This is a genomic window from Ekhidna sp. (genome assembly GCF_965227465.1).
Classification (GTDB): domain Bacteria; phylum Bacteroidota; class Bacteroidia; order Cytophagales; family Cyclobacteriaceae; genus Ekhidna.
The window spans coordinates 3659817-3685898 of the sequence record NZ_OZ245746.1 but is presented as its reverse complement, the minus strand read 5'-3'; the positions used below and the strand labels follow the sequence as shown (position 1 = coordinate 3685898).

Sequence of the window (26082 nt, the reverse complement as noted above, 5' to 3'; positions counted from 1 at the left end):
TGCATGGAAGCAATTGATCAAGTCCGGCTCAATTTTAGTGAAGCGAACCTCTTCTACCTAAACCTTAGCCTTGGGTTCATCATGTTTGGAGTGGCCATTAATCTTCGCGTTGAAGATTTCATTCGAGTCATTAAAAATCCAAAATCTGCTATTGCAGGTATTCTTTCACAATTCCTAATACTTCCGGCATTAACATATCTTCTTATTCTTGTTATTGAGCCTCGTCCCAGTTTTGCTCTGGGTATGATGCTGGTGGCGGCTTGTCCCGGAGGCAATATTTCAAACTTTATGACAGCCATGGCACGAGGCAATACAGCCTTATCCGTGAGCCTTACTGCCGTATCCAGCACGCTCGCCATTTTTATGACACCTATCAACCTGACTTTTTGGGCAGGGGTGTATGCACCTACTGCAGAGATCTTAACTGAAGTGAGCTTGGATTTCTGGCAATTGTTGAAAACCATAACCACACTATTACTTATTCCAATAGTTGCCGGTATGCTTTTGCGGAAATGGAAACCTGCTTTAGCTGATAAGTTGCATCCATTCATGCATTATGGATCGATTGCCATCTTTGCAGCCATAGTTATCATGGCTTTTAGTGCCAATTTTGATTTATTTCTACAATACATCCATCTGGTTATTTTTCTGGTATTGCTTCACAATGCAACCGCGCTTACTGCAGGGTATCAAATAGCTAAACTTTTTGGTTTAGATCAGCAGGACAGAAGGTCAATCGCGGTTGAAACCGGCATTCAGAACTCTGGTCTGGGTCTGATTTTAATATTTAGTTTTTTTCAAGGACTCGGAGGGATGGCCATCGTCGCAGCATGGTGGGGAATCTGGCACATTCTTTCAGGGCTCAGTCTGGCCTACTTTTGGAACAGAAATGCCCAATTATCACCATCTGCAGTCGTAGATTCCAATGGTTGATTAAGTTATATGATAATCAAGACATTAAGTGGATTTGCTGAATATTTCTTGCGAATAGCCAATAGCAAATTATTTCCTTATTTTTGCCGACCTTATTTAAAGAGCATTTAGAAGAATATGGCACTAATAGGAATTTTGAGAAACAAGATGGGTAAGATCGTGGTGGGAGCAATCATGGTCACCATGGTAGCATTCATTGGCACGGATTTAATTGGAAACTCATCTATTTTGGGAGGAGGCGATAACCCGGACATAGGAGAGATAGCAGGACAAAGTATTTCCAACGCCCAGTTTCAAAATAAAGTAGATGAGTTGTCTTACAACTTTGCAATTAATACTGGAAGAAATCCTTTACAGCAAGAAACTGACCAGATCAGAAATCAAGCCTGGAACGGATTGATCCTTCAATATGCTTACGAGCAGCAGTTTGATGAATTGGGAATCGTAGTTACCAATTCAGAACTTGTTGACATGGTTCAGGGGAGTAATATCAGCCCTCAAATACAACAGTTTTTTGCAGATCCTCAAACCGGCATTTTCCAAAAAGAAAATGTGACCGCATTTCTTGGAAGCCTTCAGCAGGCACAACCACAACAACGAAATTCGTGGATCGCATTCGAGCAGTCGCTCGTACCTAGCAGAAAGCTGGAGAAATATGCGAACCTATTCACCAAAACAAACTACGTAACGAAATACGAGGCGAAAGATGAGTACGTAAGTCAGAATGCAAGTGCTTCTGTTGATTACATGTATGTACCATTTCTTAGCATAAGCGATTCTTCGATCACGGTTACCGATAGCGAGCTACAAGCCTATTTAGATAGCCATGAGTCTGAATTTCAGCGTGACGAAACTCGAAATATGGAATATGTGGTCTTTAACATAGTTCCATCGAGTGTTGACTCTGCAGTAGTTGCTGATGAGGTAGTAGCGTTTAAGCAATCGCTTGCTCAGGCATCAAACGATTCCAGCTTCGTTAGCATTAATTCTGATGATCCATACCCATTCATTACCTATTATGAAGATAATCTACCTGCTTCTTTGCAAGGTCAGGAGGTTGGATTTGTATCTGAACCTGAAATTGTAAACGGATCTTACGAATTCTACAAGCTGTCAAGAAAAGACGAAATCACCGCTGATAGCGTGCTTTACCGAGTGGCTAAAATGAAGAAAGAATTCTTCACATCTGACGAGACAATCAATGAAGTATACCGTCAGGCAGATCTTTTTGCAGCATCAGCCGGAAACGTGGAAGAATTCAGAAGGCTTGCAGAAGAGCAGAGCCTGAATGTTAGACAAGCTAACCGAATTGGGAAAAATGCACAGCGAGTTGGTTCAATGGTTGAGGCAAGAAGTCTGGTGCTCTGGTTGTACAATGATGCGTCGACTGGTGCGGTTTCTGAAGTGAAAGAAATCGGAGACCTATATGTAGTTGCTGCCATGACTGCAGAGCAGGAAGAAGGAGTAGCAAATCTTGATGAAGTGAAAAATCAGGTTGAGCGAAAAGTAAGAAACGAAAAGAAAGCTGAGACTATCATGAATGCACTTGGTGGACTCGACGCTTCTGATGTAGAATCCATGGCGATTGCCTACGGTGATGGTGCGAAAACCGGATCTGCAGACTTTCAGCTGTTTTCAAATAGTATTACGGGTGTTGGTTATGCACCGGAAGCCATCGGCTTAGCATTTGCTCTAGAAGAAGAAGAAATGACTAACGCATTTGGCCTTCAGGATGGTGTCATTGTTGTGAAGCTTCTCACAAAAGATATTCCGGCTGATGTGGCTGATTATTCGTCATATGCGTTGCAAGTGTCACGTCAGCGATTAGGTCAAAATGCAATGGTGGCTGACTTCCCGCTTTCGTACTTTAGATTATTTGTACCGAGAAAAATTGATCAGGCAATTAAAGAATTTGCTGAGATCGAGGATATGAGATACAAGTTTTTCTAAACAAAAGATTTTAAAAATTAAGAGCCATTCTGAACGATCAGGATGGCTTTTTTTTTATATGACTGTACACTTTAATTAAATTGTAGCTATGAGCTGGGATGAGAAATCATTTTTAGAGAAGTTGGAGGGGACGCATCAATTCCCCGAAAATTATACGTTCAAATTCATTGTGAAACCTGAGCATCAATCAAAAGTAGAATCCCTTGTGCCTGATGCAGACATAAAGCTCAAGCCGAGCTCCGGAAATAAGTATGTGAGTGTGACTTTGACCAGGAAAATGGAGAGTAGCCAGGACGTAGTGGAAGTCTACAAGGAGGCGAACAAGATCGAGGGAATAATTGCACTATAAATTCAAAAGTTATGAGCTGGAAAGAAGAAAATAACATACTGAAAAAGACGTTCGAGTTTAAAGATTTTGTAGAAGCATTTGGCTTTATGAGTCGGGTAGCGATCATCGCTGAAAAGCAAAATCATCATCCCAATTGGAGCAATGTTTACAATAGGGTGAGTTTCGAACTCAATACCCATGATGCCGGAGATATAGTGACCGAGAAAGATCATAAACTGGCAGAAGCGATTGATGGGTTGGTTTCTTAAACAATTAAATTTAATGTCATTTCGAGGGAAGTGCAACGACGAGAAATCCTTAAACCTGAATGCAAAGATTTCTCCCTCCTATGTCGGTTCGAAATGACAAAGGAAGGCTTAGATCTTACTATAAGGTCTCTTTGATAGCGTCTCTTTATGTCCTTTGTGGTTAAAAATCTAACTTAGCCCTATGACCATCGAACCCGGAAAGCTGTACCTTGTCCCTACTCCAATTGGGAACCTGGCAGATATGACCTATCGGGCAGTGGAAGTACTTAAAAATGTGGACCTCATTCTGGCTGAGGATACGCGAACGTCCGGATTCCTACTCAAGCATTATCAGATAGGCACACCAGCGCAAAGTTTCCACGCTCACAATGAACATAAGAAAGTGGAGGAAGCTATCGCAAAGCTGAAAGAAGGCAAGTCGATTGCTCAGATATCGGATGCAGGAACACCCGGGATTTCGGATCCGGGGTTTTTGTTGGTTCGGGAAGCACTCGCAAATGAGATCCTTGTTGATTCATTGCCCGGAGCTACAGCGTTTGTCCCGGCATTGATAAAGTCAGGGTTTTCATGTGAGCGATTCGTTTTTGAAGGATTCCTACCTCATAAAAAAGGGAGACAGACACGAATAGAGACAATGAAGGAGGAAAGCAGGACTGCCGTCTACTATGAATCTCCGCATCGGCTGTTAAAGACACTCCAACAATTCAAAGAAATTTTGGGGGATCGAAACGTTTCAGTTTCCAGAGAGTTAACAAAGAAGTTTGAAGAGACAGTTACCGGCAGCATCAGTGATGTACTTACCTATTTTAGTACAAAGAGCATCAAAGGAGAGTTCGTAATTGTACTGGAAGGAGCAAAATGAACCTTGAAAAAATTACCGAGAAAGTAGCCCAAATTGCGTTGGAAACCGGTGCGTTTATTCGGCAGGAACGGAAACGATTTTCCTATGATGAGGTGGAATTTAAAGGGGATAGTGACCTGGTCTCTTACGTGGATAAAGAGTCTGAAAAACAGATTATTTCAGGACTGGAAAAGGTACTGCCCGAAGCAGGGTTTATTACAGAAGAAGAAACCACCAAACAGGGACAAAAAGAGTTTACCTGGATCATTGATCCACTTGATGGTACAACGAACTTTGTGCATGGAATCCCCAATTATTGCGTGAGTATTGGCTTAATGCACGAAGGTAAGATTGTCTCAGGGGTAGTTTACGAGGTTGCAAATGATGAATGCTTCTATGCATGGAAAAATGGTGGTGCCTACCTGAATAAGCAGCCGATTCGGGTATCTCAAGCCAAATCATTTTCCGATACCGTTCTGGCTACCGGATTTCCATATTACGAATTTGAACGATTGGATGAGTACTTAAAAATTCTTCATCAGTTGATGGAATCTACTCAGGGTCTCCGACGAATGGGAAGTGCAGCAGCTGACATGGCGTACGTTGCATGTGGAAGGTATGGTGGGTATTTCGAGTACAACCTTAACTCATACGATATCGCCGGAGGAGTTATTCTTGTGCAGGAGGCTGGCGGTAAAGTCACTGACTTCAAAGGTGGAGATGACTACATTTTCGGCCGAGAGATTGTTGCCGGTGGGGCGGTGCACCCCCAGCTTTTGCATGTAATTAAGAAATACTGGTAAGATTCTTGTTGATTAGATGAGCTAAATTTAATCCTATGAAGACTCTCACTATTCTCATGATATTCCTTATGGCTGCATGTGGTGGCAATGGGGGATCCAGTTCTACGATAGCAGATATGGAAGCAGCTCCAATTATGGAGATGTCAGAATCCGATGCAAGTACTTCTAGTTTGCGAAAAGTATCTAATCAGTCACAGCAAGATTCTGAAATAGAAAAGAAAGTCATCAAAACTGGTGGTCTCTCCTACAGTGTGGAAAGCACTAAAAAGGAGTACCAGCGTATCAACAAGCTGCTCGATCAGTACGATGCTTATATCTCCTCGGAAAACGAAAACAAAGGATACGATCGGATCAACTACAATGTGAGCATCAAAGTGCCCCCTCAAAATTTTGATCCGTTGATCAATGATCTTACCAAAGACAGAAAGCTGGATAACCGATGGGTAAACACTGACGATGTGACCGATCGGTATGATGATTTGCAATCCCGGATTGCAAACAAGAAGAAATTGGAAGAACGCTATCAGGAAATCCTCCAGAAAGCTAATAATGTTCGGGATATACTGGAAGTGGAAAGAAATCTCAATCAGGTTCGCGGTGAAATAGAATCACTTCAGGGGCAGTTTAAATTACTGAGTCACCGCATCAATTTTAGCACTATAGATGTTTCATTCTACGAATTGATCCCGTATGAATTGGATCAGGAGCAGCGACCTGGCTTTGGCACTCGTTTGGTTAACTCCATTACCGCCGGGTGGCAAGGATTCCTCACCTTCCTGGTTTACACATTAGCTCTTTGGCCCTTTGGCTTACTGGCAATAGGAGTCGTTTGGGTGGTGAGAAAGGTTAGAGCTCGTAAGAAATAGTAAAACACCCCCCTGCCTTCACACATTCAGCACCCCCCCGAAACGTCGGACCGCCTTCAAAGGGGGAATATCCCCTTGAGGGGATTATAGGGGTGTTATTCAGAATGTATCTACTTTTGTTGGATGAGCAAACCCAACATACGCGTCGGTTACGGATACGATGTACACGCCCTGGCTGAAGGCGTGGATTTCTGGATTGGAGGAATCAAGATACCCCATACCCATGGAGCCTATGGACACTCCGATGCGGATGTCCTAATTCATGTCATTTGTGATGCACTATTAGGCGCTGCTAATATGCGAGACATTGGCTTTCATTTTTCAGATAAAGACCCCAAATACAAAGGGATCGATAGCAAAATTTTACTGAAGGATGTCATCAAAATCATCGGTGAAAAAGATTATAAAGTAGGAAACATCGATTCTACCGTTTGCCTTGAGATGCCCAAACTGAATCCTCACATCCCTGAAATGAAGCAAGTACTTTCTGAGGTAATGGGAATCGAGGAAGAGGACATCTCTATTAAAGCTACAACCACAGAAAAGCTCGGGTTTGTGGGAAAAGAAGACGGTGTTGCGGCCCATGCTACCGTATTGATTTATAAAGAACCCGATGGGAAAGGTACACCAACGTATCAAGGCTTATAAGAGGTATTAATCTGACACTCACACTGACCTTGAAATGACCTCCTCGGATGTAAGCCCATAAAGTGGGGGAGTTTTTATTCCTAATATGGCCAGGTACATATAAAGCTGTCCTCGATGATGAACCTCGTGCTCAATCAAAGCTCGCAACCATTTCCAAACAGTAATCTCAACACCACCAGGGGTTTTGCACTTCTTGAGCATGTCTTCATGCCTCAAGCGTTCAAATACGGTTCTCGATTCCTTTTGCATTTGAATGTAGAATTGAACAGCTGCTTCCTTTCCATCAGCTAAATCAATTCCACATCCCTGATATTTTGAAGGCTTTAGTTGGACATTCTCTACATACATGAAGCGTTCAATTGCTGCAAGGTGCCTTATCTGATCCCCAATGGTGAATTTTCCATTCTGATAAGTCCACTCTATCTTATCTTCAGGTATAAAGTCAAACAATCTTGAGGTTCTTGCTTTTACTTTGTCCAGGTATTTGACAAAGGACTGACCATCATATATTTCCATTGCATCAATTTTAATTATTAAGATAGGACATGATCAAGATAATCACTACGGAAGACGGTTCGCATAGTTTGTTTGATGATGAACTAAATGAGACCTACCACTCCACAAGAGGAGCGAAGGGTGAGTCCCTCCATGTCTTTATCAAAGAAGGACTGGAGCATTGGTTATCTCATAATGAATCACAGGAAGTCAGAATTTTGGAAGTTGGGCTTGGTACCGGATTAAATGCTTTTTTGACTGCACAATTTGCAGATGCTAAAGAGTTCAAAGTCCATTTCACTTCATTGGAACCTATTCCAATCGGGAAGGATATTTATGAAAACCTGAATTTTTATCAATCAGATGCGGAACGAGAATTGCTTTTAAGTATTCATGACGCTAAATGGGAAGAAGAGGTAAATCTATCTCCTAATTTCACGCTAGTAAAAAGTGCTACTAAACTGGAAGACTTTAGCGCTTCAAATCCCTACGACATTATCTATTTTGATGCATTTGCACCCAGCAAACAGCCGGATGTCTGGTCATTGGAGAACCTTAAGAAATGTTTCTCGCTGCTTGAAAAAGGAGGAGTGCTCACCACCTACTGTGCTCAAGGGCAATTCAAGCGTAATCTTTTGGTAGCAGGGTTTGAAGTAGAAACGCTTCAGGGAGCGATGGGGAAGAAGGAGATGGTGCGAGGTTTGAAGTCTAATTAGAACAATAGACATGTCTTGGCTAAGCCCTCTTCATCCTTAACACGGTCTGATTAGCTTCTTCCATGTAATATTCATTGATGATTGTAAAACCAGATTTTTCATAAAAAGGTCTACCTATCTTATTTTCCTGAAAAACCTCCACCTCCAGGCTTTTATGAAACTGCTCCATGTAATTGACCAAGGAAGTGCCGACCCCTTTAGATTGGTAGGTTGGATCTACAAATAGGCCACCAATTTCATTGCCCATCATAGAAATGAAGCCTCTGATTTTATCAGATTCCTCATAAACCCAGGTGTCCGAATCAGGGAGGTATTTTTCAGTCATCATCAGCTTTATCATGGCACTGAATTCATCACTTAGAAATGGATGGGCAAGTGAAGTTGCCTCTTCCCAAATAGTCATTAATGTTGGGATTTCGGGTTCTTTATATTTTCTAATCATTTTTAAATACTCTGATATTTTGATATTAATTTTTGTTTGATTGCTTCGAGCGGGTAGTCTTCAAAGACTGATAAATAATCAATTGCTACACCATCCAATTCAGCGATGAACATAAAGCTCAATGTGGTGCTGTTTTCACCGTCGACTTGATCAAAGACTTCTTTGATCGATCCAAACAGGGCATCCGATCGCTCCTTTAATTGGGAACTAAGTAGCTCCCTCGTGGATGGTTGAAACATGATGTTCAGGTTGAACTTAAAAGTAGACTTGTCTTTTTCCAATTGAGTAAAAATTGTGTCAATTAAAGTGACTAGTCGTTCTGAAGGAGTAATGTTGAGATTTGAGGAGCTCATGTTTTTCATCCGTTGAGTAGTCATCTGAAAAATCTCCACCAATATTTCGTTTTTCGAGGCGAAGTGATGGTACACTAACCCTTTGGAGACATTTGCCAAAAGACAAATGTCATTCATGGAGGTCTTTTCAAATCCTTTTTCACTGAACAAAGTAGTTGCAGCGTTAATTACCTGTTGTCTTTTATTCATAAACCGACCGTTCGGTTTGTAAATATAAACAAAAAATTTAATTAAAAAGAGAATAGCAGCTTTTCATCGGGATTCAATCATTCTATATGAAAGAGTTAGGCTTTCAGGTGGAAGCTCCAGGGTGCAATGGGTAAGAAGGAGATGGTGCGGGGAGTGAGTAAGTAAAGCATTGACTCAAGAATCAGTTAAAAATTGTATCTTTAGTAGGTTCACCATTAACCTATTTTCATGAACACTTTCCAAACACCCCTAGATGCCTTTCAGTATTGGTTAAATAAAGATCCCAACTTCATATTTCTAAGACAACCCATCAACCGAAAGTTTATTGAGTATTCCCGTCAGGATGCTTACAATCAAGCGATTGCTATGGCGGCATCTCTTCACAGCATGGGATTAAAAAGGGGAGATCATGTAGCCTTGCTATCCAAAAATTGCGCACATTGGTTTATGGCGGATCTTGCTATTATGCTTGGCGGATTCGTTTCTGTTCCCCTCTATCCTACGCTTGACAAGGATTCCATCAATGAGATCCTGGTACATAGTGAGTCCAAAGCGGTTATTGTTGGCAAATTAGACGATTACTCAAGGCAAAAAACAGGTATTCCTGAGGATATTCAACGAATCGGAGTTGAACTATACGGTGTGGAAGAACAGCACTCGTGGGAAACACTGATCAAAGACGATCATAGCAGTTTTGATCCACCAGGCCTGAATCCGGATGACTTAATTACTATTATGTACACTTCCGGGACCACAGGAAACCCCAAAGGTGTAATGCATAAAGTGAGTTCATTCAATCTCATGGGAAATACCACCATACCTACCTTGAAGATTCCTGAAAATTGCACCTATTTTTCCTATCTGCCTTTATCACATATTGCAGAGCGAATAGGTATTGAAATCGTCTCTTTCTATTGCGGAGGTCGGGTGAGTTTCCCTGAGTCATTGGAGACTTTTGCTGAGGATTTAGCAAGCGTAAAACCCATATTTTTTATTGCGGTACCAAGAATCTGGCAAAAATTTCAAGAAAAAATTCTAGAGAAGTTTACGCAAAAGAAACTTGATACACTTACCTCACTGCCAATCTTAGGAGCTATAGTGAAAAAGAAGATCCAACAAAAATTAGGATTGAATAATGCAAAGCTATGCTATACAGGAGCTGCGCCAATAGCTGTGAGTCTCTTAGAGTGGTATGACAAACTCGGAATAAATATTTTGCAGGGCTATGGAATGACAGAGGATTGCATTCTCTCCCATTTTAACATCATCGGTTCGAATAGATTTGGTTCAGTAGGAAGACCAATGCCTGGCGCTACTGCCAGGCTTTCACCAGAAGGCGAAATACAGGTAAAAAGTGATGCGCTCATGGTTGGGTACTACAAAGAGCAAGCAAAAACAGATGAAGTTTTTACCGAAGATGGATTTATTAAAACCGGGGATATTGGCGAGTATGATCACGATGGCTACCTTTCTATTACCGGAAGGATTAAAGATCAATTTAAGACAGATAAGGGGAAGTATGTCACGCCATCGCAAATAGAGCTAAAGCTTTCGAAAAATACAGATATTGAGCAAGTATGTGTGGTGGGCATGGGTATTGCTCAGCCGATCGCACTGATTGTTCCTTCAGAAACAGGCGAAGCAAAGGAAAAACAAGCATTTGAAGATTCCTTATTGCAAACATTGGATGAGGTAAATCCTACTTTGGCCAGTCATGAGAAACTGGCCAAGGCAGTAATCATGAAGGAACAGTGGACAGTAGACAATGGATTGATGACACCCTCACTCAAGGTAAGAAGACCAAGGGTAGAGTCCATTCATCAAGAAATGTACAAGTCGTGGTTCGACAGAGAAGAGCGACTGATTTATGAAGAAAAAAACAATGGGGGTGATTAATTGTCTAAATTTTCCAAAAGCGTTTCTGCTTCTTCCTTTAAAAAACCAATAGTACCCTTATGCGAATGGTAAAGATTTCGAGTGGCTAGAATTAGTGCCTGGATGTCTCGAATCGTATTCGAATTTTTATCTTTCAACCACGGATATCTTTCAACTGAAATAGGCTGATCGCCACGTAGTGTGTTGGAGATAACCCAATAGTCATTATATATTGGACTCACCATCATTGTTCGAAGTTGTTGATTGTCTCTTTCGATATATGTGCTCCACTTACTTACATCTCGATAGTAATTGATTATTCGTGTTCTGAGCTGTTTATCATCCATGGAATAAAGTCTGCCCGTATTTAACATCTCCTCATAGGTAGTGAGGTTGGACTCAACCAAAAAGAAGTTAATTAAGTGCACCGAGATCATGGAAAGTCGATCTTCTTCGGTATTTAAATTGTTAAATAATTCAAGCACAGAGTCACATTTTACTACCCGATCTCCGAGTCGATAATCCAGATATTCAAACCTTTTGATATCACTTTTGACGTCCTCGATCAACCGATTAATTGTCAGCTTTCGAGTGTTGGAAGCGATTCTGTTTTCGTTCCAATTGTTCAGAAGGAAAGCTCCTAGTATACCAAAAGTAATTACCAGTATTTCAAGAAGATACTCTGCCCATTTTTCCTTGAGTGTTGATAAAAGCTTTTTCATATACCATAAGTTGTATTTCTAAAATAAGCAAAACCAACCGAATCAAAACAGCAGGCTGATGCAACTTTTATTTACAAACATGAGTATTATACTGAATGTAATATTTACATTTATGAGGAATAATCTCATTTTTAAGTATGAAAGGAAATAATCTCGGCGAATTCGAAGAACTCATTTTACTAACGGTCGCGTCTCTTGAAACTGAAGCGTATGCTGTTTCAGTAAAGGAAGAATTGGAAAAACGCGCCAATAGAAAAGCCAATATTAGTGCTATACACTCCTCACTATACAGACTGGAAGACAAAGGCTTTCTCATCTCTGAATTTGGTGGAGCGACACAAAAGCGGGGAGGAAAGAAAAAGCGATACTTTCAGGTGACGAATTCGGGGTTTGCGGTCTTGAAAGAAGCCAAAGAGTTAAAGGAAAATTTCTACAAAACGATTCCACAGCTAGCAATCATTAGCATCTAATTTGTCGGAAGCGCATCACGATATTACCCCGCCAAAAGCAGCTGTGAAACTCATCCGCTTCATTTACGAAGATGAGTTACTCGATGATATCCTGGGGGACTTGCAGGAAATGTTTCAGGATCGTGTAGAAAGTAAAGGGTTATTCAAAGCTCGAATGCACTATTTCAAAGATGCGTTTTTATCCATTCGCAATTATGATTTAAAAAGGAGAAAGGTCAATCAAAATAACTCAATACCCATGTTAAAGAATTACATCAAAACTACCTTCCGAACTCTGGCAAAAAACAGGGTTTATTCGGCGCTTAATATTTTCGGTTTAGCTCTGGGCATTGCGGCGTGCTTATTCATTTCACAGTATGTGAGCTATGAATACAGCTACGATAGATTCCACTCAAATCACGAAAACCTCTATCGGGTCAAGTACATGGTCTACCGTGGAGAAGACCTTCAAATTAACTGTGCAGCAGCGGTTCCGCGGGTTGGGCCATTCATGAAAGAAAACATGCCTGAGGTGGTGGATTTCGCCAGGGCATATCCCATGTCCGGTGTTATTGAACGAGACAACATTCAGTTTCGTGAAAACCGTATACAAATTGCCGATCCCGCTTTTTTGAAAATCTTTGATTATCCATTAATCCATGGTGATTTGGAGACGGCACTAAGTGAACCAAATACGGTCGTTATTACTGAAAGCATTGCCAATAAATACTTTGGGCGAACAGACGTAGTTGGCGAAACATTAAATCTATATACCTGGATTGAAAAAACTCTAGAAATTACGGGAGTAACAGCTGATGTTCCGGAAAACTCACATCTCAAATACAATTTTCTCATATCCTACGAAACTCTAAACAACCAAACGCGAAATGATGATGGAACAGCATCTTCTGAGACGGCCTGGGGCTGGTACGATTTCAACACCTATGTTTTGCTGGAGGATGGTGCTGACCCTAAAGCATTTGATGAAAAATTTGAGCAGGTGTTATATGCAGAAAGAGGAGAGGATTTTGAAAAGTACAACTTCAGGTCAGATTTCCCGCTGCAACCGATCACTGATATTCACCTGTATTCAAACTTGTTGCAGGAATCCGAACCTATAGAGCAGGGAGATGGAGATACGGTATTCTTTCTTGCCATTATAGCGGTATTCATTCTGATCATCGCCTGGATCAATTACATCAATCTTTCAACCGCCAAATCTTTAGAAAGAGCTAAAGAAGTCGGCGTACGAAAATCCATGGGGGCCTATAAAAGACAGCTTGTGAATCAGTTTTTGACTGAATCTTTTGTGCTGAACTTTCTCGCATTATCACTCGCAGTTATAGTTGTGGTCATCACAACCCCATTTTTTAATCAGCTGATCGATGCTGATCTAAGTAGAGCGTTCTTTTTAGAACCCAATTTTTGGCTGGCCGTGCTTGGTGTTTATGTGCTTGGGTCCTTCTTGTCCGGATTGTATCCGGCTTTTATTCTTTCTTCTTTCCGTCCTATTCAGGTCCTAAAAGGAAAGATGACGACAAACAAGTCAGGGATTCTACTTCGGAGAGCCTTGGTTGTATTCCAGTTTGCCGCGTCTGTTACATTAATTGCAGGAACCATTATCGTCTATCAGCAGCTGAGTCACATGAAAAAACTGGATGTAGGATTCGATATGTCAGATACCATGGTCATGCGTGGACCGGAGGTTTTTGCGGTAGATTCACTTTTCGGAAATGCACTAGACGCATTTGAAAATGAAATCATAAGCAATCCAAATATTGAGGCCGTTACGAATAGCTCCAACGTTCCAGGCGATGAAATTTTCTGGACAAGAGGAATGAGGAAGCAAGAAGACACACGTGACAAAAATTTTACAGTCTATCTCGTAGGCGTTGATCAGGACTATTTTCCTACTTATGACATTGAATTTTTGGCAGGGAGGAACTATGACAAATCATTCTCTACGGACACTTCCAATGTGATAATCAACAAGGCAACCATGGAATATTTAGGTATTCAAACTCCAGATGAAGCTATTGGTCAAAGAGTTCTGATTGGTGGAAGTGACAAGCGAACCATTATTGGGGTGGTTGATAACTATCGCCAGCAATCTGTCAAAAACAGCATCAATCCGCTGGTGTTTCCATTAACGGAGAATTCTGCTTCTTACATCTCAGTAAAGCTCAATACGGATGATTTTCAATCTGCTTATGAGGAAAGTAAGGCAATATTTGATCAATTCTTTCCAGGCAATCCATTCGATACGTTCTTTCTGGATGAGTTTTACAATAAGCAATATGCCAACGAACAGAACTTCAGCCGGGCCTTTACACTCTTTGCCTTCTTTGCCATTATCGTAGCATGCCTTGGTTTATTTGGATTGACGTCTTTTACCGCTCTTCAGCGAACGAAAGAGATCGGAATTCGCAAAGTCCTAGGAGCTGATATTTCTCAAATTGTAATTATCCTCTCCAAAGAGTTTTTAATCCTTGTGGGAATTGCAAACATGATCTCATGGCCCATTGTGTATTTCCTTATGGATGGTTGGCTGGATAATTTTACTAGCCGCATCACAATTGGTGTTTCAGTATTCCTAATTGCGGCAGTCATGGTTGTGATAATTGCTTTAATTGCTGTTGGAAACAAAACGTTTTCTATAGCAAAAACCAACCCGGTGAAAGCGTTGAGGTACGAGTAAAAAGAGGATGTAGTATGAGTCAAGGCTGAGTGGCCATGAAATAATTTAGAAGTGAATAGTGAAATATTAATTAGCTATTCAACCAATCACTAAATTTACCTCATGTCTGAAAAGAAACTCTTCCTACTCGATGCGTTTGCATTGATATATCGTGCCCATTTTGCCATGAGTCAAAACCCGAGACTCACTACTAATGGTATAAATACAGGAGCAATACTTGGGTTTACCAACGCTCTTTTGGAAATCATTACCAAAGAAAAACCCTCACATATCGGAGTAGCATTTGACACACATGCACCCACTTTCAGGCATGAGGATTATAAAGAGTATAAGGCTACTCGACAAGAACAGCCCGAAGAAATAAAGGTAGCAATTCCCTATTGTCTAAAAATTGTAGAAGGGTTCAATATCCCTATACTCATGAAAGATGGCTATGAGGCAGATGATCTGATTGGAACCATTGCAAAGAAAGCCAGCAAAGAAGGCTACAAGGTTTACATGATGACCCCAGATAAAGATTTTGCTCAATTGGTAGATGAAAATATCTGTTTGTTCAAGCCCAGAAGAATGGGGAATGGAGTAGATATCATGGGTATCCCTGAAGTGCTGGAAAAGTTTGACATTGACAAAGTGGATCAAGTCAGAGATGTGCTTGGACTAAAAGGAGATGCGGTAGATAACATCCCGGGTATCCCGGGTATTGGGGACAAAACGGCTTCCAAACTGTTGAAAGAATACGGGTCTGTAGAAGGAATTATCGCACATGTAGATGAACTCAAAGGAGCGCTGCAAAAACGGGTTCAGGAACATGGACAACAGGGCATCATGTCTAAGGAGTTAGCCACAATCAAAATCGACTCTCCGATTGAGTTTAGCAAAGAAGACCTAAAATACGGTGACCCGAACGCAGATATCCTGAAACCTATTTTTGATGAACTGGAATTTAAGACCATAGCCCGTCGGGTGTTCCAGGAAGAAAATGAAATAAAAAAAGGAGACACTCAACAGCTGGGATTATTTGATGGTGGTGGTGCATCGCCTGATCCGGTGGATGACAAAGAGTCCATTGATACATCACAGCATAAATATCACCTGGTTCAGGGAACTGATGCAATCGAAACGTTGGTAAATAACCTTAAATCACAAAAATCTTTCTGTTTCGATACGGAAACCACCAGTCTCGAAACACGAGAAGCAAAATTGGTAGGGATTGCATTCGCAATCGAAAAAGGAGAAGCATGGTACGTGCCATGCTTTGAAAACGCTCAGGAAGTAGCAGATGCTTTTAAGGGGGTTTTAGAAGATGAAGGCATCCGGAAAATCGGGCAGAACCTCAAATATGATATTCAGGTCATGCGTAACTACGGCGTAGGAGTCAAGGGGGAAATCTTTGACACCATGCTCGCTCATTTTTTGCTGGATCCGGAATCCAATAATAGTATGGACTGGTTAGCCGACAAGTTTCTGAACTATAAAACCATCTCTTACGAAAGTATAGTTGGGCCAAAAGGGAAGAATCAAAAAACCATTGATCAGGTCGAGGTGGATAAGGTCAAGGACTATGCATGTGAGGATGCAGATATTACACTACAGTTGAAAGAAATGCTGGAGAAGGACATTGCCGAGAGGAAGTTGGAAAAGCTGCTCCACGATGTAGAGGAACCGCTTTCATTTGTACTGGCAGACATGGAATATCAAGGAGTAAAAGTAGATACTTCCACACTTGAAAAAATGTCCAAAGAGCTGGACGAAGAGACACGAAGGGTGCAAAAAGCTATTTTTGATACGGCTGGAGTTGAGTTCAACATTGGATCTCCAAAGCAACTTGGCGAGATCCTTTTTGAGAAGCTTAAGTTGGTAGAAAAGCCGAAAAAAACGAAAACAGGTCAATACGCAACAGGTGAAGATATCTTATCTAAGCTCGCAGATGAACATACGATCGCTGCACAGATTTTAGAATTCCGCGAGTATCAAAAACTAAAGTCCACGTATGTGGACGCACTACCGAAACTGATTAGTAAAACAGACAATCGCATCCATACCGATTACAGACAGACAGTGGCAGCTACAGGCAGATTGAGTTCGAATAATCCCAATCTTCAAAACATTCCAATACGAACAGAGAAGGGACGCGAGATCAGAAAAGCGTTTGTACCAAAAGATGATGAGCACTTAATCATGGCAGCTGACTATTCACAGATAGAGCTTCGCATTATGGCTGCATTCTCAAAAGACGAAAGCATGATGCAGGCATTTAAGGATGGCAGAGATATTCATGCTACTACAGCTGCAAAAGTATTTGGGGTAGATATTGATAATGTAGAGCCAAACATGCGACGAAAGGCCAAGGAGGTCAACTTTGGCATTATTTATGGAATTTCCGCATACGGACTTTCGCAAAACCTGAATATTTCTCGGGGAGAAGCTCAGGAGATCATTGATTCGTATTTCAAAGAGTTTCCTAATGTGAAAAGCTACATGGATGAAACCATTGAAAAGGCGAAAAAGGATGAGTATGTGGAAACGATACTGGGTCGCAGGCGTTTCTTAAGAAATATCAATTCGCGAAACTTCACCATGCGAGGCTTTGACGAGCGAAATGCAATCAATGCTCCTATTCAGGGAAGTGCAGCGGACATTATCAAGATTGCTATGATTGATATCCACCGATGGATGCAGAAAGAAAAGCTGGAGTCTAAAATGATCATGCAGGTACATGATGAATTGGTCTTCGATATGCATAAAGATGAACAGGAGCTTTTGATGAAAAAAGTAGAAGAATTTATGAAAGAGGCACACCCACTTGAAGTGCCGATGGAAATTGGCATGGGAGTAGGGGAAAACTGGTTGCAGGCGCATTAGTTGTACTCTTCCTTCTTCGCCCCCTCAAGGGGGAAATCGATTTTCGATCAGATTTTGATTCGCTTAATTTAGCCATGTCTCCTAAATATTTTGAACTCAAATGCTAACAAACATCCCCTCATTCTCAGACATCAAGCGTGCTCATCAGCGTATCTCAAAATATATCTATAATACGCCGGTGATGACATCAGCCAATTTGGATGTTTTTTCCGGATGCCAGATGTTTTTTAAATGTGAGAATTTTCAGAAAGTAGGCGCCTTTAAAATGCGTGGCGCAGCAAATGCCATATTCAGCTATCGACCAGAAGACCGAACCAATGGATTTGCATGCCATTCTTCAGGAAATCATGGACAGGCGGTTGCCATGGCTGCAAAACTCGCCGGAGCAAAGGCCTATATTGTGATGCCAAAAAACGCTTCCACTGTGAAAATAAACGCTGTTAAAGGATATGATGCTGAAGTCATCTTTTGCGAACCAAATGATGCTTCCAGAACAAAAACCTGTGAAGAAGTGGTGGCGAAAACAGGAGCGACTTTAATTCATCCATTCAATGACTACAACATCATTGCTGGTCAGGCTACTGCAGCCAAAGAACTAATCGAAGAATTAGATGATCTGGATGCCATTATCACACCGGTTGGTGGAGGAGGGCTTGCTGCAGGGACTTCATTAGTTGCTCATTTTCTCGATCCAAACATGGAGGTTTATCTTGGGGAACCGGAACTGGTTGATGATGCTTATCAATCGTTAAAGGCAGGAAAAATTATCCCAAACAAAACCTCGGAAACCATCGCAGATGGATTAAAAACCACCATTGGACAAAAGAACTTTGATATTCTCAAAGAACATGTCAAAGAAGTATTTACTGTTTCTGAAGAAGAAATTATCCAAGCTATGAAATTGATTTGGGAGCGAATGAAAATTGTCATAGAGCCTTCCTGCGCTGTTCCATTTGCTGCTATTCTTAAAAACCCGAAAGTCTTTTCGGACAAGCGGGTAGGAATTATCCTGACGGGCGGAAATGTAGACTTAACAAAACTTCCATTTTAATGGAACGCAAAATTTTCGTCATCTGGAATCCATTCGCAGGAGGAAAAGCGCTAAAAATATGCAAAACTCTCACGGAAAAATTATCTCAGGAAGACCTTGAATATCAGGTATTTGATACCAATGAGAGTAAAAGTGCAACCAAAACAGTCTCCGAATTTTTGGATGATACGTTTACCGACCTCATCATAATTGGTGGAGATGGGACTATAAATGAATCGATTAACGGATTAACGCATGACATCCCAGTGTCAGTTATTCCAGCCGGAACAGGAGATGATTTCATTAAAAATGTGGAGATTGGAAAATCACTGGAACAGCAAATACAAACAGCAATCAGTGGTACAATTATTCGAATTGATTTAGGTCGGTGTAATAATCGCAAGTTTGTAAATGGCGTTGGTATTGGGTTTGACGGACAGATTGTGGAGGACATGGCATCCAAACGGGTACCCTTGCTAACAGGACATGTGGCCTACTATTACCATGTGCTTCGAATTTTGGGAGGTTATCGAGAACGTTCGTTCGAATTTGAGATTGATGGAGTCAGCTTCAACAAAGAGTTAATCCTCCTTACAATAGGAAATGGGACAACTTTTGGAGGAGGCTTTAAACTAATGCCCGATGCAAAGGTAGATGACGGGTTACTTGAGGTTTGCGAGATTGGAAAAGTATCGGGATTACGAAGGTTCCTCAATATCAATAAGCTCTCAAGCGGGACACACGGTTCATTGAGAGAGGTAAATTTCCATCAGGCAAAGAAGGTCACTATCAAGGCAAATAAAAATCTGTTTGCACATATTGATGGTGAACGAATGGGCCAGCCACCCTATGAGATTGAAATTATACCTAAAAATTTGACACTTAGAGTGCTAAAGCAGTAAAGAATCAGGTACAATTTTTGTTGGTAATTGGATATGAAAAGCTTGTTTAGCCTGTTATTTATTTTAGTCTTACTTGCCGGATGTAGCAACGAAGTAGAGCCTGACGAAACAGGCGATTTGTTGATCAGGATTCAAAATGGGAGTGCAGTCATCTACAGCGATATTGTGGTGAATGCAGATGGTGTGGAGAAGCATTTTGGTTCCTTAAATGCTTTTCAATATTCAAGCTATAAGAGTTTCGAATATGCCTATAGATATGCTTTTGTCGAGCTAAAAATCAACGGTCAAACGTTTACAATACAACCGTTTGATTATGTGGGAGAGGAGGTGATTGAAGAAGGAAAATTTACGTACATCATCAACACCATTAACAATAATGACCGATATTCAAAGCTGACCATTGAAATGAAGGAGGACTGAGGAGCTATTTTTTAAAGCTCGCCTTCTTCTTAAATCTCAGATACATCCAGATAGTAACAGCAATTACTCCCAGGCTGATAAACTGCGAATGAGACAGCACGCCATCAACAATGTACCCTCGTTCCTCATCCCCTCTCACTATTTCAATAATTCCTCTACCAAAAGCATACAGGATGATATAGATAAAGAAAAGCTGGCCCTCAAACCGTTTATGTCTTTTGAACATAAACAGGATAAGTAGGATCGAAAAAATCAATACTGCTGAGTAAAGCTGCGTGGGGTGCAATGGCGTATGTAAGGGCTCTGCTTGTGATACGGGATCTGTAAATGTCACCCCCCATGGCAAATCAGTAGGAATCCCGTGACAGCAACCCGCAAAGAAGCACCCAATTCTTCCAAGTCCATGAATAATACATGCAGTTATAGCCAGCCTATCCATAAGTGGCCATAAAGGCCATTTTTCACTCCGGAAGTACCACACAATAATCGGAATAGCAAAAAGTAGTGAGCCATAAAAGACAAAGCCGGTCCTAAAATTACGTTTCATGTTTGCCCACGAACTGAAATAGTACCCCGGGTCTTCTAAATAGAAAAAAAGCTTACCTCCTATAAAAGCCGAAAAGATGACCAGGATAGCAAGATTCTGAATTTTGTCTCGCTCGATTCCCAGGTCTTTTTTTACCGTGTAAGACATGTAGAAAAAGCCAAGAGTGGCCCCTAGCATGATCATGAAGCCGTAAGTGTGGATGGTGAAATCGCCTATTGAGAATAATTCCGGATGCATTTCTTCAGTTTCAGTTAATGGAAAATAGGGGAAAATACGGACACAATTTATTGACACTCTGGCACACTTTTGCAAGCTTTAATAAAAATGACCACATGAGACTCTTTGATCTACTGTATCGCCAACTACAAGAAAACCCAATTTCAGATGCCTTTGCTCACAAAGTGCTCGGTTTTTGGAAAAAGTACAGCACCAGCGACTCTTTAAAGATTGTCAATCAGTTAGCACAAGGGCTTATTGAATTGGGGATTAAGCCAGGAGATAAGATATCAATTGTATCTGAAGGAAGGCCTGAGTGGTGTTTCGTAGATATGGCTTGCCAACATGTGGGTGCCGTTTTGGTGCCTTTGTATCCGACACTGAGTACAGCTGAATATGAGACAATCCTAAAGGAAGCCGAGGTAAAGATGATCTTCGTTTCGAATGGAACAACCCTTAAAAGTGTTGCGGCAGCAGCTAAAACCCTCTCGATTGATGGCATCTATGCTTTCAATAAGATTGGGGGTGTCAAGAGTTGGTTGGATGTGATGCGAGAAGGAAAGGGGAAAAACAAAGAAGAGCTAGAGGTACGAATGAAGACAGTAAAGGCTGATGATGTCTGTACCATCATTTATACCTCAGGTACCTCAGGTGCGCCAAAGGGAGTGATGCTCACACATACCAACATAGTATGTAATGTGATTGAATCTTCCAAAGTGAGTACGTTAGATAAAGGAAAGGACCGGGCCCTGAGTTTCTTGCCACTAAATCACATCTACGAAAAAACCGGGATTTATATCTATATCTATACGGGAACAGCTGTCTACTTTGCTGAAAACCTGGAGACGATAGCAGACAACCTAAGGGAAGTAAAACCTCACACGTTCAATACTGTTCCAAGACTGTTGGAGAAAGTCTATGATAAGATATTGAAGAAGGGAAGTGCACTGTCGACAGTAAAGCGCGGAATCTTTAATCGGGCTATTACACTTGGATTGAAATTCGATCCAAACAAAAACCAGGGAGCTCTTTACAACCGACAATTATCTGTTGCTAATAAGCTCGTTTTTAGTAAATGGAGAGAAGCACTAGGGGGCAATATCAAACAGATTCAATGTGGTGCTTCAGCATTACAACCACGACTGGCACGCGTTTTCTGGGCTGCTGGTATTCACGTCCTAGAGGGATATGGACTAACTGAAACTTCGCCTGTAATTTCTGCAAACAGAATGGACGCCATTAAGATTGGATCTGTTGGGAAAGTGTATGATAATCTGGAAGTAAAGCTTGGCGAGGAAAATGAAATAATAGTTAAAGGGCCAAGCGTCATGAAAGGCTATTACAAGAATGATGAGTTGACCCGTGAGGTGCTTTCAGAGGATGGCTGGTTTAAGACCGGAGATGTTGGAAAACTTGTAGATGGCTTTCTTCACATTACAGATAGGAAAAAAGAACTTTTCAAGACTTCAGGAGGATTGTACATTGCTCCTCAGCAAGTGGAGAATAAACTAAATGAAGCGATCATCATCGAGCAATCAATGGTTGTTGGCGAAGGAGAGAAGTTTCCAGCCGTACTCATTGTACCAAACATGGATGAAGTACTGACCCAATTAAGCGGAACATACTCTTTGATGGACTTTGAGGATATGCGTAAAGATCCGAAGGTGAGGAAGCTATTTCAGTCGGAACTGGATAGAGTAAATGAAGCACTCGGTAACTGGGCAAAGATCAAAGAATTTCGACTGATCAATAAAACCTGGTCGCCGGAGACTGGTGAGTTGACACCAACTATGAAACTCAAGCGCCGAGTTATTTTGGAAAAATACAAGCTAATTCTTGATACGATTTATACTACTCAGTCGGATTTTGACTTATCCAAGTTTGAAAACATGCAAATAGAAGACATGTCACTGGAAGAGTTGGAGCAATTCGAAAAAATGGAGGCGCTTTAGTATTTGATGTGGCATGAGATTTGATGCATTTATTCAAATTTTAATGCCATGAATATCTTGAGAGTCTTGGTCGTTTGCCTGGCTTTTACAGCATGTAAAAATGAAGGAGTCGCCACCAATGAAAATGAGATCACGCTAAGTTTCAACGAATCAATAGTTAAAACAATCAAGGATAAATCATGGGTTGTAACCTTCTCTGAGATAAATGAAAATTCCCTTTGCCCGGAGAACTCCGTATGTGTTTGGCAGGGAAGAATCGTAGTATCAATTGAGGTGAATGGTCGATTTATAAATCTTGGCTATGGCGACTTAACGGTAGCAGAAGGAGAAGAGGAACTATCAAATACTGCAATCATTGAAAATACCATTATTACTTTTATTCAGGCAATCGGAACGGAAGAGCCTTCAACAACCGAGATTAAGTTACGTTTTGGTTAACTCTTAAAAACGGTTTCTTTATTCTCACTACCATCAAAAACACGAATAGCAACCACATCAGCTTCTGCGGTTTTTTCACCATTAGCTGAATAAAAGTCACATTTAAGCACTGTTTTCCTTCCTTTTACTTCAATCACGCTTGCACGAAGCTCAATTTCTGTATTTGGTGTAGGTTTTAGATATTTTACTGTAAGGGTGCCTGTAGCATATCGATACTCAGGATCTGTATCCAGTGATCTTCCCTCTCGTTGATAGGCATCTGCCATTGCTGTCCCCATACAATGACAATCAATCAAAGTAGCCATAATACCTCCGTTCATGAGGTTGCTCCACCCATGATATTTTTCCTGTGAAGACCACTTGCAAACAGATTCATTCCCTTCCCAGTAACTTTTTATTTGTAATCCCTCATGATTATGTCCGCACCCAAAGCAAACATTTTCAGGCATATGATCTTGAAAATATTTTGACTCTTTCATTTTAGTAACTTTACTTCTAAACGTTAAATCAAATCAAAATACTTGTCTTTTCGACTTTAGGAGAAATATTTATAATAAAGTGGTTTTGATGAAATGTTTTGAAGTCCTTCTAGAATTAAGGGGAGATATTTCATTCATTCAATATGACAAGTTTCTTGATTTGATTTCTTCAAATTAAAAATTATGTATCACACCCTCGATCTACATTTTCAAAATTTAAATCATGCAATCGCTGCTTTCTTGATCGAAACAGAAGACGGACCCGTGATTGTGGAATCAGGGCCTTACAGTACGTTTCCAAGCATGGAAAAAGGACTTGCTGATCATGGATATAAGGTCAGTGATGTAAAGCATGTGCTGTTATCTCACATCCATTTTGATCATGCAGGTGCAGCTTGGGCGTTTGCTGAACAGGGAGCTACTGTTTATTTGCACCCATTTGGTGCAGATCATATGCACGACCCTACAAAACTGGTTGCCTCAGCTACCATGATCTATGGGGATCAAATGGATACCTTGTGGGGAAAGATGGAGGGTATCCCGAGGAAGAAATTAAGAACAGTAGCGCATGAGGAAGTACTTGAAATTGGCGGAGAGAGCTTTAGAGCTTTGCATACTCCGGGGCATGCGAAGCATCACATTGCGTGGCACTGGAAAGACACCATATTTACCGGAGATGTAGCAGGGGTGAAGATCGATGGAGGGCCGGTAGTACCTCCATGTCCACCACCGGATATCAATCTGGAAGATTGGTTGCATTCCATTGATTTAGTCCTTTCCAAGAACCCGAATAAACTTGCACTGACTCATTTCGGGGAGGAAATAAATCCCAATATCCATATGAAAGAGTTGAAAGAAATTCTGAAAGATTGGAGTTTATGGATCAAGGATAAGTGGGAAGCAGGTATGAGCAATGAGGAAATAACTCCCGAGTTTATGTCTTATACCGCTCAGCAATTGAGAGATCGGGGTGTTTCAGAAAATGGTGTCAAACAATACGAAGCGGCAAACCCATCCTGGATGAGTGTTGCCGGATTGGTTCGGTATTGGAAGAAAAAGCAGATATAAAAAAAGGCCTCATTTGAGGCCTTTCTATTTTCTAGTTGCACAATCCGGGACTTGCGTCACACTCGGACTGAGGAATTGGTAATATCAAGTCTGGGTCCAGCGGATTTATTACAGGATTCGCTCTTCCGCCTACTAAAATGCCCGTGGAATAGCCATTGACAAATTGTCTTCTTATATCATGAAGGACATGTCCCTCATAGATTAGTTCTCGATTTCTTTCCTGAATCAAGCTATCATAAAACTGATCAGGGTTACCACTTAAGTCTGCTACTGTAAGCGCACCAATGCCAGCTCTTTGCCTGATCATATTTAGATCGTTTAACGCAGTTGCATCGATTATCCCGGTGTTTTGTTCATAGATACACTCAGCTCTATTGAGGTAGACCTCAGCTAATCTTATTACTGGAACCACATCCGTATTTCTTAAAAACTTTGCAGAGCTAACAATAGCGGTGTTGATTGGATCTCTGTAATAAGCGGTACTTACATCAGTTGTCGAAGTTGTAGTGTTAAGATCTACAGTTGCACGTAGATCAGCTTCACTAAATCTTGGATTGTTGTAGAGCACATCAGAGGATATTGCGTCCTGACTGATTCTAAAAGCCGATAGTCCTTCTCCGGTAAGAGATGAATATAGTGTTGCAAGCCCTGATCCTGAGCCTGGTGTCCCGGTGTTATTACCAGGCGTTTGTTGAATAGCCAGGATATCTTCTGTGCTATTGGCCGCATTGTTGAATGCATCCATTGGTTCATTTGCTAGAGAAAACGTTCCATCCAAAATATTTTCCAAATGAGTTTGTGCTACACCATATTGGTTTTTTTGCATATTTAATCTAGCTAAGTAGGCCTGGCAGGCATAGTAGGATATCCTTGTCCCATTCGTTCCCAGCGATTGCAAATCAGTAGATGCATTAGTTAAGTCTTGCTCCGCTCTATCATAGATATCACCCAGACTTGACTTTGCTGGTAATCCAATTTCATCAACCGAAATAATAGGTTCTGTCAGAATTGGCAGCACTAAAGTTGAAGCCGAAGAAGTCGTATACTGGGGACCCCATAATCTAGCCATTTCAAAATACAATATGCCTCTCATTGCAGTCGCTTCTCCTTGTATTCTGCTTCTGGCACTGGCATTTTCTACATTGTCAATATTGGCTAAAATATTATTAACCAGATTTATGGTTTCGTATGCTCTCCTCCAGTTGGATTCAACTCTTAAATTAGTTGGGATAATACTTTTATTCACAAAGTTCTCATAGGAGGGTGCTGCAGATTCATCCCAGAATATTTCCTGAGGGATTACCTCGCTGCTCTGTGGATCAAAGCCAAACTGATCATTCCTGACCATCAGTTCTGCCATAACCTGAAAATCACCTCCTAACAATTCACCACCATCACCACCATCCGATATTCCCATCAGGTTAAAATAGGCTCCATTAAGTGCCAGCTGAATAGATTCCTCGTCTACCAATTGATCTCCGCTCAGAGAGTTCGATGCTTCAATGTCTAATAAGTCATCACATGAGATACTTACCAGTGCCAAAACCAAGGTCGACAATAGGACATTTTTCATTTTCGTAGGATTTAGTTT

Annotated in this window: 26 protein-coding genes; 19 read left to right on the top strand and 7 right to left on the bottom strand. The window is 41.1% G+C overall.

Translation table 11 applies throughout. The annotated features are described in order from the left end of the window. Positions 1-3 precede the first annotated feature (3 nt). The 8 genes from ACO05G_RS16180 to ispF all read left to right on the top strand — a co-directional run bounded on the left by ACO05G_RS16180 (position 4) and on the right by ispF (position 6638). A complete protein-coding gene (locus tag ACO05G_RS16180) occupies positions 4-933 on the top strand; it encodes a bile acid:sodium symporter family protein (RefSeq protein ID WP_421763681.1) in 930 nt (309 codons plus the stop codon). 117 nt (positions 934-1050) lie between these two features. Then, a complete protein-coding gene (locus ACO05G_RS16175; RefSeq protein ID WP_421763680.1) occupies positions 1051-2883 on the top strand; it encodes a SurA N-terminal domain-containing protein in 1833 nt (610 codons plus the stop codon). Positions 2884-2971: 88 nt separating this feature from the next. Then, entirely contained in the window at positions 2972-3232 is a 261-nt protein-coding gene (locus tag ACO05G_RS16170; protein ID WP_421763679.1) for a DUF493 family protein, read from the top strand. Positions 3233-3243: 11 nt separating this feature from the next. After that, a complete protein-coding gene (locus ACO05G_RS16165) occupies positions 3244-3480 on the top strand; it encodes a 4a-hydroxytetrahydrobiopterin dehydratase (protein ID WP_421763678.1) in 237 nt (78 codons plus the stop codon). Between the two features lie 181 nt (positions 3481-3661). After that, a complete protein-coding gene (gene rsmI / locus ACO05G_RS16160) occupies positions 3662-4342 on the top strand; it encodes a 16S rRNA (cytidine(1402)-2'-O)-methyltransferase (protein ID WP_421763677.1) in 681 nt (226 codons plus the stop codon). Beyond that, positions 4339-5124: an inositol monophosphatase family protein gene (locus ACO05G_RS16155; protein ID WP_421763676.1), complete on the top strand. Its 786-nt coding sequence runs from the start codon at positions 4339-4341 to the stop codon at positions 5122-5124. The genes rsmI and ACO05G_RS16155 overlap by 4 nt, the downstream gene beginning before the upstream one ends. A 35-nt stretch (positions 5125-5159) precedes the next feature. Next, positions 5160-5990: a DUF4349 domain-containing protein gene (locus tag ACO05G_RS16150; RefSeq protein WP_421763675.1), complete on the top strand. Its 831-nt coding sequence runs from the start codon at positions 5160-5162 to the stop codon at positions 5988-5990. A 123-nt stretch (positions 5991-6113) separates the two neighbouring features. Next, positions 6114-6638 carry a 2-C-methyl-D-erythritol 2,4-cyclodiphosphate synthase gene (gene ispF / locus ACO05G_RS16145; RefSeq protein ID WP_421763674.1) on the top strand — a complete coding sequence of 175 codons (525 nt, stop codon included), beginning with the start codon at positions 6114-6116 and terminating at the stop codon, positions 6636-6638. Between the two features lie 18 nt (positions 6639-6656). Here the strand turns inward: ispF and ACO05G_RS16140 are convergent, their stop codons facing one another. Beyond that, positions 6657-7154 (bottom strand): DinB family protein, encoded by a 498-nt coding sequence (locus ACO05G_RS16140; RefSeq protein WP_421763673.1) that lies wholly within the window; start codon positions 7152-7154, stop codon positions 6657-6659. A gap of 29 nt (positions 7155-7183) precedes the next feature. On the opposite strand from ACO05G_RS16140, the gene mnmD reads away from it, so the two are divergent. Beyond that, positions 7184-7849, top strand: a complete 666-nt coding sequence (gene mnmD, locus ACO05G_RS16135; RefSeq protein ID WP_421763672.1) for a tRNA (5-methylaminomethyl-2-thiouridine)(34)-methyltransferase MnmD — start codon at positions 7184-7186, stop codon at positions 7847-7849. A 19-nt stretch (positions 7850-7868) separates the two neighbouring features. Here mnmD and ACO05G_RS16130 read toward each other — a convergent pair whose 3' ends face one another. Together ACO05G_RS16130 and ACO05G_RS16125 are read right to left on the bottom strand one after the other, a co-directional pair. Beyond that, the gene (locus ACO05G_RS16130) at positions 7869-8291 is read right to left on the bottom strand and encodes a GNAT family N-acetyltransferase (protein WP_421763671.1); all 423 of its coding nucleotides are present in this window, start codon (positions 8289-8291) and stop codon (positions 7869-7871) included. A 2-nt stretch (positions 8292-8293) separates the two neighbouring features. After that, a complete protein-coding gene (locus ACO05G_RS16125) occupies positions 8294-8833 on the bottom strand; it encodes a TetR/AcrR family transcriptional regulator (protein ID WP_421763670.1) in 540 nt (179 codons plus the stop codon). A gap of 228 nt (positions 8834-9061) precedes the next feature. Here ACO05G_RS16125 and ACO05G_RS16120 point away from each other — a divergent pair, with 228 nt between their 5' ends. Then, entirely contained in the window at positions 9062-10729 is a 1668-nt protein-coding gene (locus ACO05G_RS16120) for an AMP-binding protein (protein ID WP_421763669.1), read from the top strand. Here the strand turns inward: ACO05G_RS16120 and ACO05G_RS16115 are convergent. Beyond that, positions 10726-11430, bottom strand: a complete 705-nt coding sequence (locus ACO05G_RS16115) for a hypothetical protein (protein ID WP_421763668.1) — start codon at positions 11428-11430, stop codon at positions 10726-10728. The two genes, ACO05G_RS16120 and ACO05G_RS16115, sit on opposite strands and share 4 nt — an antisense overlap. A 137-nt stretch (positions 11431-11567) precedes the next feature. On the opposite strand from ACO05G_RS16115, the gene ACO05G_RS16110 reads away from it, so the two are divergent. The 6 genes from ACO05G_RS16110 (at position 11568) to ACO05G_RS16085 (ending at position 19791) form a co-directional block, all read left to right on the top strand. Continuing rightward, positions 11568-11900 carry a PadR family transcriptional regulator gene (locus ACO05G_RS16110; protein ID WP_348282928.1) on the top strand — a complete coding sequence of 111 codons (333 nt, stop codon included), beginning with the start codon at positions 11568-11570 and terminating at the stop codon, positions 11898-11900. Position 11901: 1 nt separating this feature from the next. Then, positions 11902-14577, top strand: coding sequence for an ABC transporter permease (locus ACO05G_RS16105; protein ID WP_421763667.1), 2676 nt, complete (start codon positions 11902-11904; stop codon positions 14575-14577). A 102-nt stretch (positions 14578-14679) separates the two neighbouring features. Continuing rightward, a complete protein-coding gene (gene polA, locus ACO05G_RS16100) occupies positions 14680-17439 on the top strand; it encodes a DNA polymerase I (RefSeq protein ID WP_421763666.1) in 2760 nt (919 codons plus the stop codon). A gap of 100 nt (positions 17440-17539) precedes the next feature. Beyond that, positions 17540-18490, top strand: coding sequence for a threonine ammonia-lyase (locus tag ACO05G_RS16095; RefSeq protein WP_421763665.1), 951 nt, complete (start codon positions 17540-17542; stop codon positions 18488-18490). Next, positions 18490-19371: a diacylglycerol/lipid kinase family protein gene (locus tag ACO05G_RS16090; RefSeq protein WP_421763664.1), complete on the top strand. Its 882-nt coding sequence runs from the start codon at positions 18490-18492 to the stop codon at positions 19369-19371. The genes ACO05G_RS16095 and ACO05G_RS16090 overlap by 1 nt, the downstream gene beginning before the upstream one ends. Positions 19372-19404: 33 nt before the next feature. Beyond that, entirely contained in the window at positions 19405-19791 is a 387-nt protein-coding gene (locus ACO05G_RS16085) for a hypothetical protein (protein ID WP_421763663.1), read from the top strand. Positions 19792-19795: 4 nt separating this feature from the next. On the opposite strand, the gene lgt is transcribed toward ACO05G_RS16085, so the two are convergent. After that, positions 19796-20632: a prolipoprotein diacylglyceryl transferase gene (gene lgt, locus ACO05G_RS16080; protein WP_421763662.1), complete on the bottom strand. Its 837-nt coding sequence runs from the start codon at positions 20630-20632 to the stop codon at positions 19796-19798. 38 nt (positions 20633-20670) lie between these two features. On the opposite strand from lgt, the gene ACO05G_RS16075 reads away from it, so the two are divergent. Together ACO05G_RS16075 and ACO05G_RS16070 are read left to right on the top strand one after the other, a co-directional pair. After that, positions 20671-22506, top strand: coding sequence for an AMP-dependent synthetase/ligase (locus ACO05G_RS16075; RefSeq protein WP_421763661.1), 1836 nt, complete (start codon positions 20671-20673; stop codon positions 22504-22506). Positions 22507-22554: 48 nt separating this feature from the next. Beyond that, positions 22555-22944 (top strand): hypothetical protein, encoded by a 390-nt coding sequence (locus ACO05G_RS16070; protein ID WP_421763660.1) that lies wholly within the window; start codon positions 22555-22557, stop codon positions 22942-22944. On the opposite strand, the gene ACO05G_RS16065 is transcribed toward ACO05G_RS16070, so the two are convergent. Then, entirely contained in the window at positions 22941-23423 is a 483-nt protein-coding gene (locus ACO05G_RS16065; RefSeq protein ID WP_421763659.1) for a PaaI family thioesterase, read from the bottom strand. The two genes, ACO05G_RS16070 and ACO05G_RS16065, sit on opposite strands and share 4 nt — an antisense overlap. 183 nt (positions 23424-23606) lie before the next feature. Here ACO05G_RS16065 and ACO05G_RS16060 point away from each other — a divergent pair, with 183 nt between their 5' ends. Next, complete coding sequence (locus ACO05G_RS16060) at positions 23607-24491, top strand: MBL fold metallo-hydrolase (RefSeq protein ID WP_421763658.1); 885 nt, start codon at positions 23607-23609, stop codon at positions 24489-24491. Between the two features lie 31 nt (positions 24492-24522). On the opposite strand, the gene ACO05G_RS16055 is transcribed toward ACO05G_RS16060, so the two are convergent. Beyond that, positions 24523-26064, bottom strand: coding sequence for a RagB/SusD family nutrient uptake outer membrane protein (locus tag ACO05G_RS16055; RefSeq protein WP_421763657.1), 1542 nt, complete (start codon positions 26062-26064; stop codon positions 24523-24525). Between the last annotated feature and the right edge of the window lie 18 nt (positions 26065-26082).

Bases quoted from the DNA above. Each gene is read 5' to 3' on its own strand.
- ACO05G_RS16095 (WP_421763665.1), top strand. From the start codon at position 17,540: ATGCTAACAAACATCCCCTCATTCTCAGACATCAAGCGTGCTCATCAG.
- ACO05G_RS16055 (WP_421763657.1), bottom strand. From the start codon at position 26,064: ATGAAAAATGTCCTATTGTCGACCTTGGTTTTGGCACTGGTAAGTATC.
- ACO05G_RS16065 (WP_421763659.1), bottom strand. From the start codon at position 23,423: ATGAAAGAGTCAAAATATTTTCAAGATCATATGCCTGAAAATGTTTGC.
- ACO05G_RS16175 (WP_421763680.1), top strand. From the start codon at position 1,051: ATGGCACTAATAGGAATTTTGAGAAACAAGATGGGTAAGATCGTGGTG.
- ACO05G_RS16115 (WP_421763668.1), bottom strand. From the start codon at position 11,430: ATGAAAAAGCTTTTATCAACACTCAAGGAAAAATGGGCAGAGTATCTT.
- polA (WP_421763666.1), top strand. From the start codon at position 14,680: ATGTCTGAAAAGAAACTCTTCCTACTCGATGCGTTTGCATTGATATAT.
- ACO05G_RS16165 (WP_421763678.1), top strand. From the start codon at position 3,244: ATGAGCTGGAAAGAAGAAAATAACATACTGAAAAAGACGTTCGAGTTT.
- ACO05G_RS16170 (WP_421763679.1), top strand. From the start codon at position 2,972: ATGAGCTGGGATGAGAAATCATTTTTAGAGAAGTTGGAGGGGACGCAT.
- ACO05G_RS16130 (WP_421763671.1), bottom strand. From the start codon at position 8,291: ATGATTAGAAAATATAAAGAACCCGAAATCCCAACATTAATGACTATT.
- ACO05G_RS16140 (WP_421763673.1), bottom strand. From the start codon at position 7,154: ATGGAAATATATGATGGTCAGTCCTTTGTCAAATACCTGGACAAAGTA.
- mnmD (WP_421763672.1), top strand. From the start codon at position 7,184: ATGATCAAGATAATCACTACGGAAGACGGTTCGCATAGTTTGTTTGAT.
- ACO05G_RS16085 (WP_421763663.1), top strand. From the start codon at position 19,405: ATGAAAAGCTTGTTTAGCCTGTTATTTATTTTAGTCTTACTTGCCGGA.
- ACO05G_RS16180 (WP_421763681.1), top strand. From the start codon at position 4: ATGGAAGCAATTGATCAAGTCCGGCTCAATTTTAGTGAAGCGAACCTC.
- ACO05G_RS16125 (WP_421763670.1), bottom strand. From the start codon at position 8,833: ATGAATAAAAGACAACAGGTAATTAACGCTGCAACTACTTTGTTCAGT.
- ACO05G_RS16075 (WP_421763661.1), top strand. From the start codon at position 20,671: ATGAGACTCTTTGATCTACTGTATCGCCAACTACAAGAAAACCCAATT.
- ACO05G_RS16090 (WP_421763664.1), top strand. From the start codon at position 18,490: ATGGAACGCAAAATTTTCGTCATCTGGAATCCATTCGCAGGAGGAAAA.
- ispF (WP_421763674.1), top strand. From the start codon at position 6,114: ATGAGCAAACCCAACATACGCGTCGGTTACGGATACGATGTACACGCC.
- ACO05G_RS16150 (WP_421763675.1), top strand. From the start codon at position 5,160: ATGAAGACTCTCACTATTCTCATGATATTCCTTATGGCTGCATGTGGT.
- ACO05G_RS16060 (WP_421763658.1), top strand. From the start codon at position 23,607: ATGTATCACACCCTCGATCTACATTTTCAAAATTTAAATCATGCAATC.
- ACO05G_RS16120 (WP_421763669.1), top strand. From the start codon at position 9,062: ATGAACACTTTCCAAACACCCCTAGATGCCTTTCAGTATTGGTTAAAT.
- ACO05G_RS16110 (WP_348282928.1), top strand. From the start codon at position 11,568: ATGAAAGGAAATAATCTCGGCGAATTCGAAGAACTCATTTTACTAACG.
- ACO05G_RS16155 (WP_421763676.1), top strand. From the start codon at position 4,339: ATGAACCTTGAAAAAATTACCGAGAAAGTAGCCCAAATTGCGTTGGAA.
- rsmI (WP_421763677.1), top strand. From the start codon at position 3,662: ATGACCATCGAACCCGGAAAGCTGTACCTTGTCCCTACTCCAATTGGG.
- ACO05G_RS16070 (WP_421763660.1), top strand. From the start codon at position 22,555: ATGAATATCTTGAGAGTCTTGGTCGTTTGCCTGGCTTTTACAGCATGT.